This is a genomic window from Enterobacter sp. EGD-HP1 (assembly GCF_000733275.2).
Lineage (GTDB): Bacteria > Pseudomonadota > Gammaproteobacteria > Enterobacterales > Enterobacteriaceae > Enterobacter.
Genome location: NZ_AVOP01000023.1, coordinates 367,711 through 385,044, shown reverse-complemented (window position 1 = coordinate 385,044; position 17,334 = coordinate 367,711). Strand labels below are relative to the sequence as shown.

At 55.7% G+C, this 17,334-nt stretch carries 16 protein-coding genes; 13 read left to right on the top strand and 3 right to left on the bottom strand.

The features are described 5' to 3' along the window. The first annotated feature begins 105 nt into the window (after positions 1-105). The 7 genes from lon (at position 106) to N037_RS15445 (ending at position 6,778) form a co-directional block, all read left to right on the top strand. Complete coding sequence (gene lon, locus N037_RS15475; RefSeq protein WP_023334706.1) at positions 106-2,460, top strand: endopeptidase La; 2,355 nt, start codon at positions 106-108, stop codon at positions 2,458-2,460. A gap of 210 nt (positions 2,461-2,670) precedes the next feature. Then, positions 2,671-2,943 carry a nucleoid-associated protein HU-beta gene (gene hupB / locus N037_RS15470; protein WP_002444653.1) on the top strand — a complete coding sequence of 91 codons (273 nt, stop codon included), beginning with the start codon at positions 2,671-2,673 and terminating at the stop codon, positions 2,941-2,943. 212 nt (positions 2,944-3,155) lie between these two features. Then, on the top strand, positions 3,156-5,027 hold the full coding sequence (gene ppiD, locus N037_RS15465) for a peptidylprolyl isomerase (RefSeq protein WP_032641990.1): 1,872 nt from the start codon (positions 3,156-3,158) through the stop codon (positions 5,025-5,027). Positions 5,028-5,175: 148 nt separating this feature from the next. After that, positions 5,176-5,556 carry a helix-hairpin-helix domain-containing protein gene (locus N037_RS15460; protein WP_032641988.1) on the top strand — a complete coding sequence of 127 codons (381 nt, stop codon included), beginning with the start codon at positions 5,176-5,178 and terminating at the stop codon, positions 5,554-5,556. A gap of 99 nt (positions 5,557-5,655) precedes the next feature. Then, complete coding sequence (locus N037_RS15455) at positions 5,656-6,054, top strand: YbgC/FadM family acyl-CoA thioesterase (protein WP_023334709.1); 399 nt, start codon at positions 5,656-5,658, stop codon at positions 6,052-6,054. A gap of 48 nt (positions 6,055-6,102) precedes the next feature. Further along, positions 6,103-6,462, top strand: a complete 360-nt coding sequence (locus N037_RS15450; protein WP_032641986.1) for a type II toxin-antitoxin system RelE/ParE family toxin — start codon at positions 6,103-6,105, stop codon at positions 6,460-6,462. Further along, positions 6,449-6,778 carry an addiction module antidote protein gene (locus N037_RS15445; protein ID WP_050511259.1) on the top strand — a complete coding sequence of 110 codons (330 nt, stop codon included), beginning with the start codon at positions 6,449-6,451 and terminating at the stop codon, positions 6,776-6,778. The genes N037_RS15450 and N037_RS15445 overlap by 14 nt, the downstream gene beginning before the upstream one ends. Before the next feature lie 2 nt (positions 6,779-6,780). Here the strand turns inward: N037_RS15445 and queC are convergent, their stop codons facing one another. Beyond that, positions 6,781-7,476, bottom strand: coding sequence for a 7-cyano-7-deazaguanine synthase QueC (gene queC / locus N037_RS15440; protein WP_032641982.1), 696 nt, complete (start codon positions 7,474-7,476; stop codon positions 6,781-6,783). 66 nt (positions 7,477-7,542) lie between these two features. Continuing rightward, positions 7,543-9,243, bottom strand: coding sequence for an SgrR family transcriptional regulator (locus N037_RS15435; RefSeq protein ID WP_032641979.1), 1,701 nt, complete (start codon positions 9,241-9,243; stop codon positions 7,543-7,545). 101 nt (positions 9,244-9,344) lie between these two features. Between N037_RS15435 and cof the strand changes: the two genes are divergently transcribed. Continuing rightward, positions 9,345-10,163: an HMP-PP phosphatase gene (gene cof / locus N037_RS15430; RefSeq protein ID WP_032641977.1), complete on the top strand. Its 819-nt coding sequence runs from the start codon at positions 9,345-9,347 to the stop codon at positions 10,161-10,163. Positions 10,164-10,204: 41 nt separating this feature from the next. Here the strand turns inward: cof and N037_RS15425 are convergent, their stop codons facing one another. Beyond that, positions 10,205-11,251 (bottom strand): PLP-dependent cysteine synthase family protein, encoded by a 1,047-nt coding sequence (locus tag N037_RS15425; protein ID WP_023334715.1) that lies wholly within the window; start codon positions 11,249-11,251, stop codon positions 10,205-10,207. A 115-nt stretch (positions 11,252-11,366) separates the two neighbouring features. On the opposite strand from N037_RS15425, the gene N037_RS15420 reads away from it, so the two are divergent. From N037_RS15420 to amtB, 5 genes are all read left to right on the top strand, one after another. Then, positions 11,367-11,825 (top strand): Lrp/AsnC family transcriptional regulator, encoded by a 459-nt coding sequence (locus N037_RS15420; RefSeq protein ID WP_023310581.1) that lies wholly within the window; start codon positions 11,367-11,369, stop codon positions 11,823-11,825. 30 nt (positions 11,826-11,855) lie between these two features. After that, entirely contained in the window at positions 11,856-13,628 is a 1,773-nt protein-coding gene (locus N037_RS15415; protein ID WP_032641975.1) for a SmdA family multidrug ABC transporter permease/ATP-binding protein, read from the top strand. Next, entirely contained in the window at positions 13,621-15,402 is a 1,782-nt protein-coding gene (locus tag N037_RS15410; protein WP_032641974.1) for a SmdB family multidrug efflux ABC transporter permease/ATP-binding protein, read from the top strand. Before N037_RS15415 ends, N037_RS15410 begins: the two co-directional genes overlap by 8 nt. A 220-nt stretch (positions 15,403-15,622) precedes the next feature. Beyond that, a complete protein-coding gene (gene glnK / locus N037_RS15405) occupies positions 15,623-15,961 on the top strand; it encodes a P-II family nitrogen regulator (RefSeq protein WP_008503304.1) in 339 nt (112 codons plus the stop codon). Positions 15,962-15,996: 35 nt separating this feature from the next. Next, entirely contained in the window at positions 15,997-17,283 is a 1,287-nt protein-coding gene (amtB, locus tag N037_RS15400; protein ID WP_023334718.1) for an ammonium transporter AmtB, read from the top strand. Positions 17,284-17,334: the final 51 nt, after the last annotated feature.

Here is a 17,334-nt window from a genome sequence, read left to right as displayed (position 1 = left end):
GAATGTGTGGCAAACATCCCCATATACTGGATACATGTTAATGGTTATGTGAAGCACAGCGACATGACCAGTTTACCTGGCGGACACTAACTAAGAGAGAGCTCTATGAATCCTGAGCGTTCTGAACGCATTGAAATCCCCGTATTGCCGTTGCGCGATGTGGTGGTTTATCCGCACATGGTCATACCCTTATTTGTAGGGCGGGAAAAATCTATCCGTTGCCTCGAAGCCGCCATGGATCATGATAAAAAAATCATGCTGGTGGCGCAGAAAGAAGCATCAACGGATGAGCCGGGTGTAAACGATCTTTTCACCGTCGGGACCGTGGCCTCTATTTTGCAGATGCTGAAGCTGCCTGACGGCACCGTGAAGGTGCTGGTAGAAGGCCTGCAGCGTGCGCGTATTACCACTCTGTCAGATGACGGCGAGCACTTCTCTGCGAAGGCAGAGTACCTTGATTCGCCTGAGCTTGACGAGCGCGAGCAGGAAGTGCTGGTACGCACCGCGATTAGCCAGTTTGAAGGCTATATCAAGCTGAACAAGAAAATCCCACCAGAAGTGCTGACGTCGCTGAACAGCATCGACGATCCTGCGCGTCTGGCGGACACCATCGCTGCCCATATGCCGCTGAAGCTGGCTGACAAACAGTCCGTGCTGGAAATGTCCGACGTTAACGAACGTCTGGAATACCTGATGGCGATGATGGAGTCTGAAATCGATCTGCTGCAGGTTGAGAAGCGTATTCGCAACCGCGTGAAAAAGCAGATGGAGAAATCTCAGCGTGAGTACTATCTGAATGAGCAAATGAAGGCCATTCAGAAAGAACTGGGCGAGATGGACGACGCGCCGGACGAAAACGAAGCGCTGAAGCGTAAGATCGACGCGGCGAAAATGCCGAAAGAGGCAAAAGAGAAAGCCGAAGCAGAACTGCAGAAGCTGAAAATGATGTCTCCAATGTCGGCTGAAGCGACCGTTGTTCGCGGCTACATTGAGTGGATGGTGCAGGTTCCGTGGAACGCCCGCAGCAAGGTCAAAAAAGACCTGCGTCAGGCGCAGGAAATCCTGGATACCGACCACTACGGCCTGGAGCGCGTGAAAGATCGCATTCTTGAGTACCTCGCGGTACAAAGCCGTGTTAACAAAATTAAAGGCCCAATTCTGTGTCTGGTAGGACCGCCGGGGGTGGGTAAAACCTCTTTGGGTCAGTCCATCGCCAAAGCGACCGGACGTAAGTATATCCGTATGGCGCTGGGTGGCGTACGCGATGAAGCGGAAATCCGCGGTCACCGCCGTACCTACATCGGCTCTATGCCGGGTAAACTGATCCAGAAGATGGCGAAAGTAGGGGTTAAAAACCCGCTGTTCCTGCTCGATGAGATCGACAAGATGTCGTCGGACATGCGTGGCGACCCTGCGTCTGCACTGCTGGAAGTGCTTGATCCAGAACAGAACGTGGCGTTCAGCGATCACTACCTGGAAGTGGACTACGACCTAAGCGACGTGATGTTCGTGGCGACCTCCAACTCCATGAACATTCCGGCCCCGCTGCTGGACCGTATGGAAGTGATCCGTCTCTCCGGTTATACCGAAGATGAGAAGCTGAACATCGCTAAGCAGCACCTGCTGCCGAAACAGATTGAGCGTAACGCGCTGAAAGCCAACGAGCTGACCGTCGAGGACAGCGCGATTATCGGCATCATTCGCTACTACACCCGTGAAGCGGGCGTGCGTAGCCTTGAGCGTGAAATCTCCAAACTGTGTCGTAAGGCGGTGAAACAGCTGCTGCTGGATAAGAGCCTGAAACACATTGTGATTAACGGCGACAATCTGCATGCGTACCTGGGCGTTCAGCGCTTCGACTACGGTCGCGCGGACAACGAAAACCGCGTTGGTCAGGTCACCGGCCTGGCATGGACGGAAGTGGGCGGCGATCTGCTGACCATCGAAACCGCCTGTGTGCCGGGCAAAGGCAAACTGACCTACACCGGCTCGCTGGGTGAAGTGATGCAGGAGTCCATCCAGGCGGCGCTGACCGTGGTGCGCGCGCGCGCGGAGAAACTGGGTATCAACCCTGATTTCTACGAAAAACGCGACATCCACGTGCACGTTCCGGAAGGGGCGACGCCGAAAGATGGCCCAAGCGCGGGTATTGCCATGTGTACCGCTCTGGTTTCCTGCCTGACAGGGAACCCGGTGCGTGCCGATGTGGCAATGACCGGTGAAATCACGCTGCGTGGTCAGGTTCTGCCGATTGGTGGTTTAAAAGAAAAACTGCTGGCGGCACATCGCGGTGGGATCAAAACCGTATTGATCCCTTACGAAAACAAACGCGATCTGGAAGAGATTCCGGACAACGTGATTGCCGATCTGCAGATCCATCCTGTGAAGCGAATTGAGGAAGTTCTCAGTCTCGCATTGCAGAATGAACCCTCCGGAATGCAGGTTGTAACCGCAAAATAGTGACCTCGCGCAAAGAGCGTCAATAAAAACAAGGCTGGTAAGTCATTTCGCACTTGCCAGCCTTTTTTTGTATAGCTAATTTAGATTGCTGATTAGGTCAGCCATCAACAACGGGTGTTGTAAGGTCATGGCAGGCCTGATATAACTGCTGCGCGGTCGCGTTGTGAAGGATTCAGGCGCGATATAAATTATAAAGAGAGGAAGAGAACAGTGAATAAATCTCAACTGATTGACAAAATTGCTGCTGGTGCTGATATTTCTAAAGCTGCAGCTGGACGTGCGTTAGATGCATTAATTGCTTCTGTTACTGAATCTCTGCAGGCTGGAGACGACGTTGCACTGGTAGGCTTCGGTACTTTTGCTGTTAAAGAGCGTGCTGCCCGTACTGGCCGCAACCCTCAGACCGGTAAAGAGATCACCATTGCTGCTGCTAAAGTGCCGGGTTTCCGTGCAGGTAAAGCGCTGAAAGACGCAGTAAACTGATTGCTCTCCCGTTTCAGGGAAGCCGGAAAGTACAAGGGCGCATCATTTGATGTGCCTTTTTTGTTTGTCCAGACCTGATTTGTGCGAGTTTATGCGAGTTGTGGGCTGACAATCGCCCCGTTTTCTTGTCACAATACGTCTTCACGCGCGACGGGCAGGATTTTCCGTCAGCGTCAGGTAACCAGTCACCTACAGCGGAGTGTTGTTACACCATGATGGACAGCTTACGCACGGCTGCTAACAGTCTCGTGCTCAAGATTATTTTCGGTATCATTATCGTGTCGTTCATATTGACCGGCGTGAGCAGTTACCTTATTGGCGGTGGCGCAAACTATGCCGCAAAAGTGAATGGCCAGGAAATCAGCCGTGGTCAGTTCGAGAATGCTTTTGCCGGTGAACGTAACCGTATGCAGCAACAGCTGGGCGACCAATTCTCTGAACTGGCGGCGAACGAAGGGTACATGAAGACCCTGCGCCAACAGACACTGAACCGTCTTATCGACGAAGCGCTGCTTGATCAGTACGCCAAAAAACTGGGCCTTGGCATCAGTGATGAGCAGGTGAAAAAAGCCATCTTCTCCACCCAGGCCTTCCAGTCTAACGGTAAATTCGACAACGCGCGTTACAACAGTATCGTCAACCAGATGGGGATGACGGCCGATCAGTACGCTCAGGCACTGCGTAACCAACTGACCACCCAGCAGCTCATCAATGCCGTCGTAGGCACCGATTTCATGCTCAAAGGTGAAACGGACGAACTGGCCGCGCTGGTGGCGCAGCAGCGTGTTGTTCGCGAAGCGACTATTGATGTGAACGCCCTGGCGGCGAAACAGCAGGTCAGCGATGCAGACGTTAACGCCTGGTACGAGCAGAACAAGAATTCCTTTGTTTCTCCAGAGCAGTTCCGTGTGAGCTATATCAAGCTGGATGCAGCCGCGCTGCAGGAAACCGCGTCTGATGCGGAAATCCAGTCTTACTACGACCAGCATCAGGATCAGTTCACTCAGCCGCAGCGTAACCGCTACAGCGTGATTCAGACGAAGACCGAGGCTGATGCCAAAGCGGTACTGGAAGAGCTGAACAAAGGCGCTGATTTCGCGACCGTTGCGAAAGCGAAATCCACCGACATTATCTCCGCGAAAAACGGCGGTGATATGGGCTGGCTGGAAGACGCGACCACGCCTGACGAGCTGAAAAATGCCGGTCTGAAAGAGAAAGGCCAGCTTTCAGGCGTTATTAAGTCTTCCGTTGGTTTCCTGGTTGTCCGTCTGGACGACATCACCGCGGCGAAAACCAAGCCACTGGCTGAAGTTCGCGAAGATATCGCGGCGAAAGTGAAACAGGAAAAAGCGCTGGATGCCTACTACGCGCTGCAGCAGAAGGTGAGCGATGCTGCCAGCAACGACAATGAATCTCTGGCTGGTGCAGAGCAGGCGGCGGGCGTGAAAGCGGTTGAGACGGGCTGGTTTGGCCGTGACAACCTGCCGGAAGAACTGAACTTCAAACCGGTTTCTGATGCCATCTTCAACGGTGGTCTGGTGGGCGAAAACGGCACGCCGGGCAGTAACTCTGACATCATTACCGTCGACGGCGATCGTGCGTTTGTGTTGCGCGTCAGCGAGCACAAGCCAGAAGCGGTCAAACCGCTGTCGGAAGTGAAGGATCAGGTTGTTGCTCAGGTTAAGCACAACAAAGCGGAACAGCAGGCGAAACTGGATGCTGAGAAGATTCTGTCTGACCTGAAAGCGGGTAAAGAGGACGCGTTGAAAGCGGCTGGCCTGAGCTTCGGTGAAGCGAAAACGCTGAGCCGTACCGGTCAGGATCCGATCAGCCAGGCCGCGTTTGGTCTGACTCTGCCTGCGAAGGACAAGCCAAGCTTCGGTACCACCACCGATACGCAGGGTAACGTTGTTCTGCTGGCGCTGGATGAAGTGAAAGCCGGGACCCTGCCAGAAGCGCAGAAGAAAGCGATGGTTCAGGGGATTACCCAGAACAATGCTCAGATTGCCTTCGAAGCGATGATGAGCAACCTGCGCAAAGATGCCAAAATCAAGCTGGGTGATGTGATGACTCAGCAGCAGTAATTACGTGTCTGCTCGCAGATTTTCGTAACGCTCTGCAATAACTAAAGGCCGCTTTCGCGGCCTTTTCCATTTCTGCAATCTGCTGTTTGTGCCGGTTTTATCTGGCGGCTATCGTGACGTGGCTGTCAACAAACAAGGAGATAACAGCATGAAATGTGGAATCAAAGCACTGTTAATTACGCTGGCTATTGCCACCACCGGGATGAGCGCGGGTGCGATGGCGTCGGCCCCCGCCGCCAAAACACAAACTACCCAGAGCAAGTCCGACGCGGCAGCGCCGGTGCAAGGGCAAACCAAAGCGACAGGAGCCGGCAAAAATGCGGATGATGACGGTACGCGGGTCAGCATCAATTCGGCCTCAGCGGAAGATCTCGCCCGTGCGTTGAATGGCGTGGGCTTGAAAAAAGCGCAGGCCATCGTCAGCTACCGCGAAGAGTATGGTCCTTTCAAAACGGTCGACGATCTCAAGCAGGTGCCGGGCATGGGCAGCGCGCTGGTTGAGCGCAACCTCTCACACCTGACGTTGTAATTACGCAATTTCTTGCACTGCGGCAAAATTTTGCCAGGATAAAGAGGTCATACCAGTTATGACCTCACATCCTACAATAACAGTAAAGGCTATTGCGCTATGCAGACAAAAATCAAAGTACGCGGTTTTCATCTCGACGTTTACCAGCATGTGAACAACGCTCGCTATCTTGAGTTTCTTGAAGAAGCGCGCTGGGACGGGCTGGAAAACAGCGAAAGCTTTCAGTGGCTGACCGCGCACAACATCGCGTTCGTGGTCGTCAATATCAATATCAACTACCGCCGTCCGGCCGTGCTGGGCGATGTACTGACGGTGACCAGCCAGGTGCAACAGATCAATGGCAAAAGCGGGGTGTTAAGCCAGGTGGTGACGCTCGACCCGGAAGGGCAGGTGGTCGCTGATGCGATGATTACGTTTGTCTGTATCGATCTGAAAACGCAGAAAGCGCTGCCGCTGGAAGGGGAACTGCGGGAAAAGCTGGAGTTGATGATCGCTTAGAAAGTTTGTCTTTTATAAAAGACAAAAGGATTTTTCAGGGATAGAATAATGGACAGGGACTACGTTGTTGAACGTTACCGGACCCGTGACGGGAAAGTACCGTTTGAGGAGTGGGTTGCCAGAATGAATCGAAAGGATCCGGATCCGGATATGGTTTTCCGGATCCTTATGCGGATTAACCGTGCGATAAAATATAATTTTGGCGATTACAGGTATCTCAGGGAAGGTGTTTGGGAGATGCGAGTCGACAGTGGCCCCGGCTACAGAATCTATTTTTCAGTAGAAAATCGGCAGGTTTTATTGTTACTGATAGGTGGTGACAAAAAGAGCCAAAAAGCAGATATCAAACTGGCAATAGATTACTGGAAAGATCATCAAACAAAAGGACATTCCAATGAGCGCCGCTGAACGAAAATATTCGAGCTCTGTTAGCCACCATGATGCTGTTGTGAAAATGCTGCGAGAGAATCCTTCCTACGCTCAGCGTTATCTCCAGACAGCCCTGGAAGAGATCTATGAAGACCAGGGGATCCCTGCCTATCTCATTGCACTCCGTCAGGTCATCGAAGCGCGAGGCGGTATCGGAGAAATTTCTACCAAAGCAGGTCTGTCCCGTCAGCAGCTATACCGAACCTTATCAGACAACGGCAACCCAACGCTGACAACGCTGATGAAAGTCACCCGTGCTGCCGGTGTGAAACTGTTCGACAGCACGGTCAAATAACCCTATTTAAGCCCGGTTTTTTTTTGCATCGCGGCCATCACGCCGACTTTATCGGCAAGATAGTGGTTCAGCCCGTTAGCGCGTAGGTTACAGGCCGCGCACTGGCCGCAACCGTCGCCTTTGATGCCGTTATAGCAGGTGAGGGTTTCGCTGCGAACAAGGTCCAGCTTGCCCCAGTAGTCCGCCAGCGCCCAGGTTTCGGCTTTATCCAGCCACATGAGCGGGGTTTCAAAGCGCGTCTCTTTCGCCATCCCCAGATTGACGGCGTGGTTTAACGCTTTCACGAACTCATCACGACAGTCCGGGTAGCCGGAGAAGTCGGTCTCGCATACGCCGGTTATCACCGCTTCGGCTTTTACCTGGTAGGCGTAAATCGACGTCAGGGTCAGGAAGAGGATATTACGGCCCGGCACGAAGGTATTCGGAATGCCGCTGGCATCGGGTTCGTAGTCCGGGACGGGAATACTGTCCCGGGTGAGGCTGCTCACGGCCAGTTCATTTAACAGCGTAACGTCCAGCACCTTGTGCGCGCGTGCGCCCAGTTTCAGGGCAAGTTCACGGGCAACGTCGATTTCAGCGCGGTGACGCTGACCATAATCGAAAGTGACACAGTGAACTTCATCGTACTGATGAAGGGCCTGGACCAGGCAGGTAGTAGAGTCTTGTCCTCCGCTGAATACGACGACGGCACGTTTCATAAATCATCTCGACTGTTACGGTAAAAACGTTATGTTACCGTCTGACCACGACGGCGACCAGCTTCTTCACGATTTCGGGGCGGGTAGCCAGGCTTCGGTAAAATCAAACCACCCGCGGGTGTTAAGACGTATACCGTTAACCCCCGGCGGGGCGCTGATCTGGTATTGATAATTGAACAGGGGCGTTATCACCGCCTTTTCCATGAGGCGGGAGAAAATGGCCCTGAGCCCGGCATGTCTGGCCTGTTCGTCGGCCTGGGTCTGTACGGCATCCAGGGTGGCCTGCAGATGAGCATATTGCGGTGCGCTAAGCACGTGTGGCCAGAGGGCATCACAGCGTAGCCACTGTTCAAGCGTATATTCCGGCGCTTCGCCAATCAGCCTGTCACCCATCATGATGTCCGCATCTGCCAGTTGCTGGCACCCGTCCCAGGTTTTCGCATCGTAAAAGATCGCCGTAAGCTCGCAGCCGTGTTGTGCAAGGTACTGTTTTAGCTGGCGCGCCATCGTGTGTAACTCAACCGGTAAATGATAAATCAGGGTTAATTTCTTGGGCAGAGAGACATGTGTTAAATCCGGCCACTCAGGGATTGCCCAGCCGGGGAGTAACTCCTCTGTCGGGGTAATCAGCCCTTCATTGAGCGGAAGCGTATGCAGAAGCGTTGAGAGATGAATGACGTTGATGAGTCGTCGAGCCTGCATTTCGCTCAGGCGCGGGCTTTGCTTCAGGGTGAGATAACAAAAGCCCAGGCTAGTGCTGTTCGTCACCAGGCGTAGGCTCTCCAGTTCATCCGGCTCGCCAATGGCGATCTGCACCGGATGGCGACAGCTGGTGCCTAACCCATAGTCAAACAGCGACGGTGTGATCCAGTACTCGATAGCCTTAAGCAGCGGATGGCTGAGATGGTACTGCTCATGGCTTTCCAGACGAACCAGATCCGGTTCATACACGCTGACTCTGAAGGGGCCGCTGCCCGTCATGGGCTGTTCGGGATGTGCAAGCCGACTACAGTAGGTGGCCAGGCGATGCGCCAGCCAGTAGTCCGGCTGGTGCAGCGTAAACGTCAGACACTGAGGATGGGTAACGTCAACGCGTAAGACGCTCTGGAACAGTTTACGCAGGGCAGGCAAGGCGAAAAGCGCATCCAGGCTTTGCTGAAGCTGTCCGGTTTCGATTTTATCGCCGTTATGCCAGTGCAGCGTGGAACGAATGTAGAAATGCCAGCGCAAACCGTCCTTCGACACCTCCCAGTGATGAGCAAGATCGCCCGCGGGTTCACTGCTGTTGCCGTGAAATCGCGTCAAACCTGAGAATACCTGTCCTGCCAAATGCTGCTCCGCCCGGCCAGGTAAAAACCCCGGCTGAAGCGGATCCAGCGAGCGGTAATAGGGGATGCGCAGCGTCGGCGTGTCGTTTTGCCACTGCCCGCCCAAAAACGGATGCAGCAACGATCGTAATTCTGCGGGCGCAAGCTGGGCCAGTTCCAGCGCGTTATGCTGCTGCCCGCTTTTCAGCGCCTCCTCCATCATTGCATTGCGCAGTGACTCCGGCGCGACATGGAACGTCAGCTCGCCCCGCTTACCGCGGCCAGACTGCGCTCGCCAGCTCAGCCAGCCCGCCTCCTGGGCCTGACGCAGCAGCGTTCGCACATGCCGCTCGCTACAAAAACAGCGGGCGGCCAGTTCGCCGATGGTGACCTGTTGTGTTGCCCCCAGGGAAGGCTGCCACAGGCGGTGATACTGATTGAGTCGATTGAGCTGGCGCATAAGAAACCCGGAACAATAATTATCATCTATTCACTATTACTTCCGTATATCTCACGCGATACTGATGCACAAGTTAACCGCATCACATTTCGGGAGTAATCATGGCTCGGCTCGCTGCATTTGATATGGACGGTACGCTGTTGATGCCGGATCACCGTTTAGGGGAGAAAACCCTTAACACGCTGAAGCGCCTGCACGAGCGTAATGTCACTCTGACGTTTGCCACCGGGCGTCATGTGCTGGAGATGCGCCATTTGCTGGGGGCATTTTCCCTCGACGCTTTTCTGATCACCGGCAACGGGACGCGAATTCACTCCGTAGAAGGCGACGTGCTGCACCGGCAGGATCTCAACCCGGAAGTGGCGGACATTGTGCTGCACAGCACCTGGGACACGCAGGCCAGCGTCCACGTCTTTAACGATCGGGGCTGGTTTACCGGAAGCGAAATCCCGGAATTATTGCACGCGCATGTTTACAGCGGCTTTAAATACCAGCTTATCGATCTGCGTCGGATCCCTGCCCATGCGGTAACCAAGATCTGCTTCTGTGGCGATCATGACGATCTATGCCGCTTACGGATTCAACTGAATGAGGCGCTGGGCGACCGGGCGCACCTGACCTTCTCGGCGGTGGATTGTCTGGAAGTGCTGCCGGTAGGCTGTAATAAAGGTTCTGCCCTGGCGGTGCTGAGCGACCACCTGGGCGTAACGCTGCAGGAGTGTATGGCGTTTGGTGACGCCATGAACGACCGCGAAATGCTGGGCAGCGTAGGTCGCGGTCTGATCATGGGGAATGCGATGGCGCAGCTAAAAGCAGAACTTCCCCATCTGCCGGTTATTGGCCACTGCCGCAATGAAGCAGTGTCCCATTTTTTGACGCATTGGCTGGACAATAACAACCTCCCATATTCCCCCGAATAGTGAGACCCTTCCAGCAAGCCAGACTTCGGTCTGGCTTTTTTTTATTTCACAAGCTGTGCAATCTGCGCTTTCCACGGGGCGATATCGCCGATGTTGGCCTGCACCCACTCCGCGTTGTAGTAAGTTTCAAGGTAGCGCTCGCCGCTGTCGCACAGCAGCGTGACGATGGAACCGGTGCGGCCTTCTTCGCGCATACGTGCGGCAAGCTGCAGTGCGCCCCACATATTGGTGCCCGTCGATGCGCCCACTTTGCGCCCCAGCTGCGTTTCCAGCCAGTGTGCGGTGGCCACGCTGGCGGCATCCGGCACGCGCATCATCTCATCCACAACGTCGGGGATGAAAGAGGGCTCTACGCGCGGGCGGCCGATGCCTTCAATTTTGCTCCCTACCGGGCTGCGCAGACCGGCATCGCGGTTTTGCCAGTAGTCGAGGAACACGGAGTTCTGCGGGTCAACCACCATCAGCTGGGTATCGTAGCCCTGACAGCGGATATAGCGTCCAATCGTGGCTGACGTGCCGCCGGTACCGGCGCTCATGACGATATAGGATGGAACCGGATGCGGTTCGTGGGTCATCTGGCGGAAAATACTGTCGGCAATGTTGTTATTGCCGCGCCAGTCCGTTGCGCGCTCGGCGAAGGTGAACTGATCCATATAGTGGCCGTTCAGCTCACGGGCCAGCATTTCGGAGGCGGCGTAGATTTCGCAGGCGCTTTCCACAAAGTGGCAGCGACCGCCGTAAAATTCGATCTGTTCGATTTTGCGTTTTGCGGTGCAGGACGGCATCACCGCGATAAACGGCAGGCCCAGCAGGCGGGCAAAATAGGCTTCGGACACCGCCGTTGAACCGGATGAGGATTCTATGATGGTGGTGCCTTCTTTGATCCAGCCGTTACACAAACCGTATAAAAACAGCGAGCGCGCCAGGCGATGCTTCAGGCTACCGGTAGGATGGGTGCTTTCGTCTTTCAGATAGAGCTGAATGCCGTCAAATCCCGGCAGGGAAAGGCGAATCAGATGCGTATCCGCCGAGCGCTGATAGTCGGCATTGATTTCGCTGATCGCATGTTTAACCCAGGTGCTATTCATCGTCGTTATCCGTTTGTCATTTTGTGCCTAGCATAGCGAAAAGCACAGAAAAAATTGTTGCTATCTGGCCTTTAAAATAGAATGAAGGGAGAAAATTTTTCTCTGTGAGGTGGGTATGCTAGATAAAATTGACCGCAAGCTCCTTTCATTGCTGCAGAATGACTGTACCCTCTCTTTGCAGGCGCTGGCAGATGCCGTTAATCTGACCACCACCCCGTGCTGGAAGCGCCTTAAGAAGCTGGAAGATGACGGCATTCTTCTGGGGCGCGTCGCGCTGTTAGATCCCGAAAAGCTGGGGCTTGGGCTGACGGCATTTGTGCTGATAAAAACCCAGCATCACAGCAGCGAGTGGTATTGCCGCTTCGTCACCCAGGTGTCGGAGATGCCCGAGGTGCTCGGTTTCTGGCGTATGGCCGGAGAGTACGATTACCTGATGCGCGTTCAGGTGGCCGACATGAAGCGCTATGATGATTTCTACAAGCGGCTGGTGAACAGCGTACCGGGTTTGTCGGACGTCACCTCAAGCTTCGCCATGGAACAGATTAAATACACCACAGCATTACCTATTGAATAACTTCGTAAAATACCTTCAGGAACAAACCGCGTGCGATTATTTGCCCAACTAAGCTGGTACTTTCGTCGGGAGTGGCAACGCTACCTCGGCGCAGTATTCCTGCTTATTATCATTGCCATCCTGCAGCTGATCCCGCCAAAAGTGGTGGGGTACGTCGTGGATGGCGTCACCGAACAGCATTACACCACCGCACGGGTGTTGATGTGGGTCGGCACGCTGGTGCTGACGGCGGTCATTGTTTATCTGCTGCGCTACGTCTGGCGCGTGCTGCTGTTTGGTGCGTCCTATCAGCTGGCCGTTGAGCTGCGTGAAGATTTTTACCGCCAGCTGAGCCGACAGCATCCCGAATTTTATCTGCGCCATCGCACCGGGGATCTCATCGCCCGCGCGACGAACGACGTCGATCGCGTGGTCTTTGCCGCCGGGGAAGGTGTATTAACGCTGGTGGACTCGCTGGTGATGGGTTGTGCGGTGCTGATCGTCATGTCCACGCAGATCAGCTGGCAGTTGACCCTGCTTGCCCTGCTGCCGATGCCGATTATGGCGCTGGCGATCAATCGCTATGGGGAACAGCTGCACGAGCGCTTTAAGCTGGCCCAGGCGGCATTTTCATCTCTGAACGATCGCACCCAGGAGAGCATGACCAGCATCCGCATGATCAAAGCGTTTGGCCTGGAAGACAGACAGTCCGCGCTGTTTGCCGCCGATGCGGCAGACACGGGAGCGAAAAACATGCGCGTTGCGCGTATCGATGCCCGCTTTGACCCGACCATTTATATCGCTATTGGCATGGCGAACCTTTTGGCGATTGGCGGCGGGAGCTGGATGGTGGTGCAGGGCGCGTTAACCCTGGGGCAATTGACCAGCTTCGCGATGTATCTGGGGCTGATGATCTGGCCGATGCTGGCGCTGGCCTGGATGTTTAACATCGTGGAGCGCGGCAGCGCCGCCTACAGCCGCATTCGCGCCATGCTGGCCGAAGCGCCGGTGGTCATTGACGGTAGCGAAACCGTACCGGAAGGGCGCGGCGTCATGACCGTCGACGTCCGGAGGTTTGTCTACCCGCATACCGAGCATCCGGGGCTGGAAAACGTCAGCTTCACCCTGCAGCCAGGGCAGATGCTCGGCATCTGCGGCCCGACGGGTTCCGGCAAAAGTAGCGTGCTCTCTCTGCTTCAGCGCCACTTTGACGTCACCGAGGGCGATATTCGCTTCCACGATATCCCCCTGACGAACCTGCTGCTGGACGAGTGGCGTGGCCGCCTGGCGGTCGTCAGCCAGACGCCGTTTTTATTTTCCGACACGGTGGCGAACAACATTGCCCTGGGACGCCCTGCGGCAACGCAGGAAGAGATTGAGCATGTGGCGCGTTTGGCCAGCGTACATGATGATATTTTGCGTCTGCCGCAGGGCTACGACACGGAGGTTGGGGAGCGGGGCGTCATGCTGTCCGGAGGACAAAAGCAGCGTATCTCCATTGCCCGCGCGCTGCTGCTGAATGCTGAAATCCTGATCCTGGACGATGCACTTTCCGCCGTGGACGGCCGTACCGAGCATCAAATTCTGCATAACCTGCGCCAGTGGGGCGACGGACGCACGGTGATTATCAGCGCCCACCGTTTGTCAGCGCTTACTGAGGCCAGCGAGATTCTGGTATTGCAGCACGGACACATTGCTCAGCGCGGGCAGCATGAAACGCTTGCCGAGCAGCCGGGCTGGTATCGCGATATGTACCGCTATCAACAGCTTGAGGCGGCGCTGGACGATGCGCCGGAGCAGAATGAGGAGGCCGCCAATGCGTAAGCTCGGAACGATGTGGCCGACGCTCAAACGTCTGCTGGCCTACGGCTCGCCGTGGCGTAAACCGCTCTCCGTGGCCGTGCTTTTACTCTGGATAGCGGCGGTTGCTGAGGTGAGCGGTCCACTGCTCATCAGCTATTTTATCGACAACATGGTCGCCAAAAGCTATCTGCCGCTGGGGCTGGTGGCGGGCTTAGGCGTGGCCTACGTTGGCTTACAGCTGACGGCAGCAGGGTTGCACTATGCTCAGTCGCTGCTGTTTAACCGTGCAGCCGTGGGTGTCGTTCAGCAGCTGCGTACGGATGTGATGGACGCGGCGCTTCGCCAGCCGCTCAGCGAGTTTGATACCCAACCGGTCGGACAGGTGATTTCGCGCGTGACCAACGATACCGAGGTGATCCGCGATCTGTACGTCACCGTGGTGGCAACCGTATTGCGCAGCGCAGCGCTGATTGGCGCGATGCTGGTCGCGATGTTCAGCCTTGACTGGCGGATGGCGCTGGTGGCAATAACCATCTTCCCGGCGGTGCTGATTGTCATGGTCATTTACCAGCGCTACAGCACGCCAATCGTGCGTCGGGTGCGTGCTTACCTGGCCGACATCAATGATGGCTTTAACGAAGTGATCAACGGCATGAGCGTCATCCAGCAGTTCCGCCAGCAGGCGCGTTTTGGCGAGCGCATGGGCGAAGCCAGCCGTTCGCACTACATGGCGCGTATGCAGACGCTGCGCCTCGACGGTTTCCTGCTGCGTCCGCTGCTTAGCCTTTTCTCTGCGCTGGTGCTTTGCGGGCTGCTGATGCTCTTTGGCCTGAGCTCAAACGGTACGATTGAAGTGGGCGTGCTGTACGCCTTTATCAGCTATCTGGGACGCCTTAACGAGCCATTGATCGAGCTCACCACCCAGCAATCAATGCTGCAACAGGCGGTTGTCGCCGGTGAGCGCGTGTTTGAGCTGATGGACAGGCCGCGCCAGGCCTATGGCAATGACGAGCGGCCTCTGCAAAGTGGGACTATCGCCTTTGATAACGTTTCGTTTGCCTATCGCGAAGACCGGCTGGTGCTGCAGGACATCACGCTTGACGTTCCGTCGCGCGGTTTCGTGGCGCTGGTGGGGCATACCGGCAGCGGTAAGAGCACGCTTGCCAGCCTGTTGATGGGCTATTACCCGGTCACGCAAGGTGAAATCCGCCTCGACGGGCGCCCGCTCGCGTCTCTCAGCCACACAGTGTTACGCAAAGGCGTTGCGATGGTGCAGCAGGATCCGGTCGTGCTGGCCGATACCTTCTACGCCAACGTGACCCTGGGCCGAGACTACACCCAGGAGCAGGTCTGGGACGTGCTGGAAAAAGTGCAGCTGGCAGAGCTGGCGCGCGGGTTTAGCGACGGGATCAATACCAAACTGGGCGAGCAGGGGAACAATCTCTCCGTCGGGCAAAAGCAGCTCCTGGCGCTGGCGCGGGTGCTGATTGAAACGCCGCAGATACTGATTCTGGATGAAGCGACGGCCAGTATTGACTCCGGCACCGAGCAGGCCATCCAGCAGGCGCTGGACGCGGTACGCGATCATACGACGCTGGTGGTGATTGCCCACCGTCTTTCCACCATCGTCGACGCGGATACCATTCTGGTGCTACATCGCGGACAGGCAGTTGAACGCGGTACGCACCGTGAACTGCTGGAAGCAAAAGGGCGCTACTGGCAGATGTACCAGCTGCAGCTGGCGGGCGAAGAACTGGCGGCCAGCGTGCGCGATGAAGAGTCGCTTAGCGCCTGATGCACTAAAATGAGGCGACGCGCTAACAGTCATTCCTGTTGGTGCAAAACTGAAACGCACCCTGCACCGGCATGGTGCGTTTTTTTTCACCTGGCCGTTTAACAGTACCGTGTAACGCTCATCGCACCGTTGTTCCCCCTCGTTTTCATTTCTGGCACACCCCTTGCAATACCTTCTGCGTAAGCTGCGGCCATTACCGAATTCTGACTGGAGGGGATCTATGAAGCTGGTTACGGTTGTAATCAAACCATTCAAACTCGAAGACGTTCGCGAAGCGTTGTCTTCAATGGGTATTCAGGGACTGACTGTCACCGAAGTGAAAGGCTTTGGTCGTCAGAAGGGGCATGCCGAGCTTTATCGCGGGGCGGAATACAGCGTTAACTTTCTGCCAAAAGTAAAAATTGATGTCGCGATTGCTGACGATCAGCTTGATGAAGTCATTGATGTCATTAGCAAAGCGGCCTATACCGGCAAAATTGGCGACGGCAAAATTTTCGTTGCCGAACTGCAGCGCGTCATTCGCATCCGTACCGGCGAATCTGACGAAGCGGCTCTGTAAGTAACTCCTGGCACACAGTGATAGGGATCGAGAAAATGAAGATAGCAACACTCAAAACGGGTCTGGGTTCGCTGGCACTGCTGCCGGGCCTGGCGCTGGCTGCTCCTGCGGTGGTCGACAAAGCCGATAACGCCTTTATGATGATCAGCACCGCGCTGGTGCTGTTCATGTCAATTCCAGGCATTGCGCTGTTCTACGGCGGCCTGATCCGTGGCAAAAACGTTCTCTCCATGCTGACGCAGGTTGCCGTGACGTTCGCACTGGTCTGCGTGCTGTGGGTGGTTTACGGTTACTCGCTGGCGTTCGGCACGGGCAACGCGTTCTTTGGTAACTTCGACTGGGTGATGCTGAAAAATATTGAGCTGACCGCGCTAATGGGCAGTTTCTATCAGTACATCCACGTTGCGTTCCAGGGCTCTTTCGCTTGTATTACCGTCGGGCTGATTGTGGGCGCGCTCGCCGAGCGTATTCGTTTCTCTGCCGTCCTGATCTTCGTGGTGGTCTGGCTGACGCTCTCCTATGTGCCAATTGCGCATATGGTCTGGGGTGGCGGTCTGCTGGCAACGCACGGTGCGCTGGACTTCGCGGGCGGTACCGTTGTACACATCAACGCCGCGGTAGCGGGTCTGGTGGGTGCCTACCTGATTGGCAAACGCGTGGGCTTCGGTAAAGAAGCGTTCAAACCGCACAACCTGCCGATGGTGTTTACCGGTACGGCTATCCTCTACTTTGGCTGGTTTGGCTTCAACGCCGGCTCAGCAAGTGCCGCGAACGAAATCGCCGCGCTGGCCTTCGTGAACACCGTTGTGGCCACGGCGGGTGCAATCCTCTCCTGGGTGTTTGGCGAGTGGGCGGTACGCGGTAAACCCTCTCTGCTGGGTGCCTGTTCGGGTGCCATTGCCGGTCTGGTTGGCATCACCCCGGCGTGTGGTTATGTCGGCGTAGGCGGTGCGCTGCTGGTCGGTCTGGTGTCCGGTCTGGCGGGTCTGTGGGGCGTGACCGCACTGAAACGTGTGCTGCGCGTTGACGACCCATGCGATGTGTTTGGTGTCCACGGCGTGTGCGGCATCGTGGGTTGTATCATGACCGGTATCTTCGCCGCGAAATCACTCGGTGGCGTGGGCTACGCAGAAGGCGTCACCATGGTTCATCAGCTGCTGGTACAGCTGGAAAGTATTGCTATCACCGTTGTCTGGTCTGCCGTTGTCGCTTTCATTGGCTATAAGCTGGCGGACATGACGGTCGGTCTGCGTGTCCCTGAAGAGCAGGAACGCGAAGGTCTGGACGTCAACAGCCACGGCGAGAATGCGTATAACGCATGATCTGAGCGATTTGCCGGGTGGCAGCTTCGCCTTACCCGGCCTACAACTGCA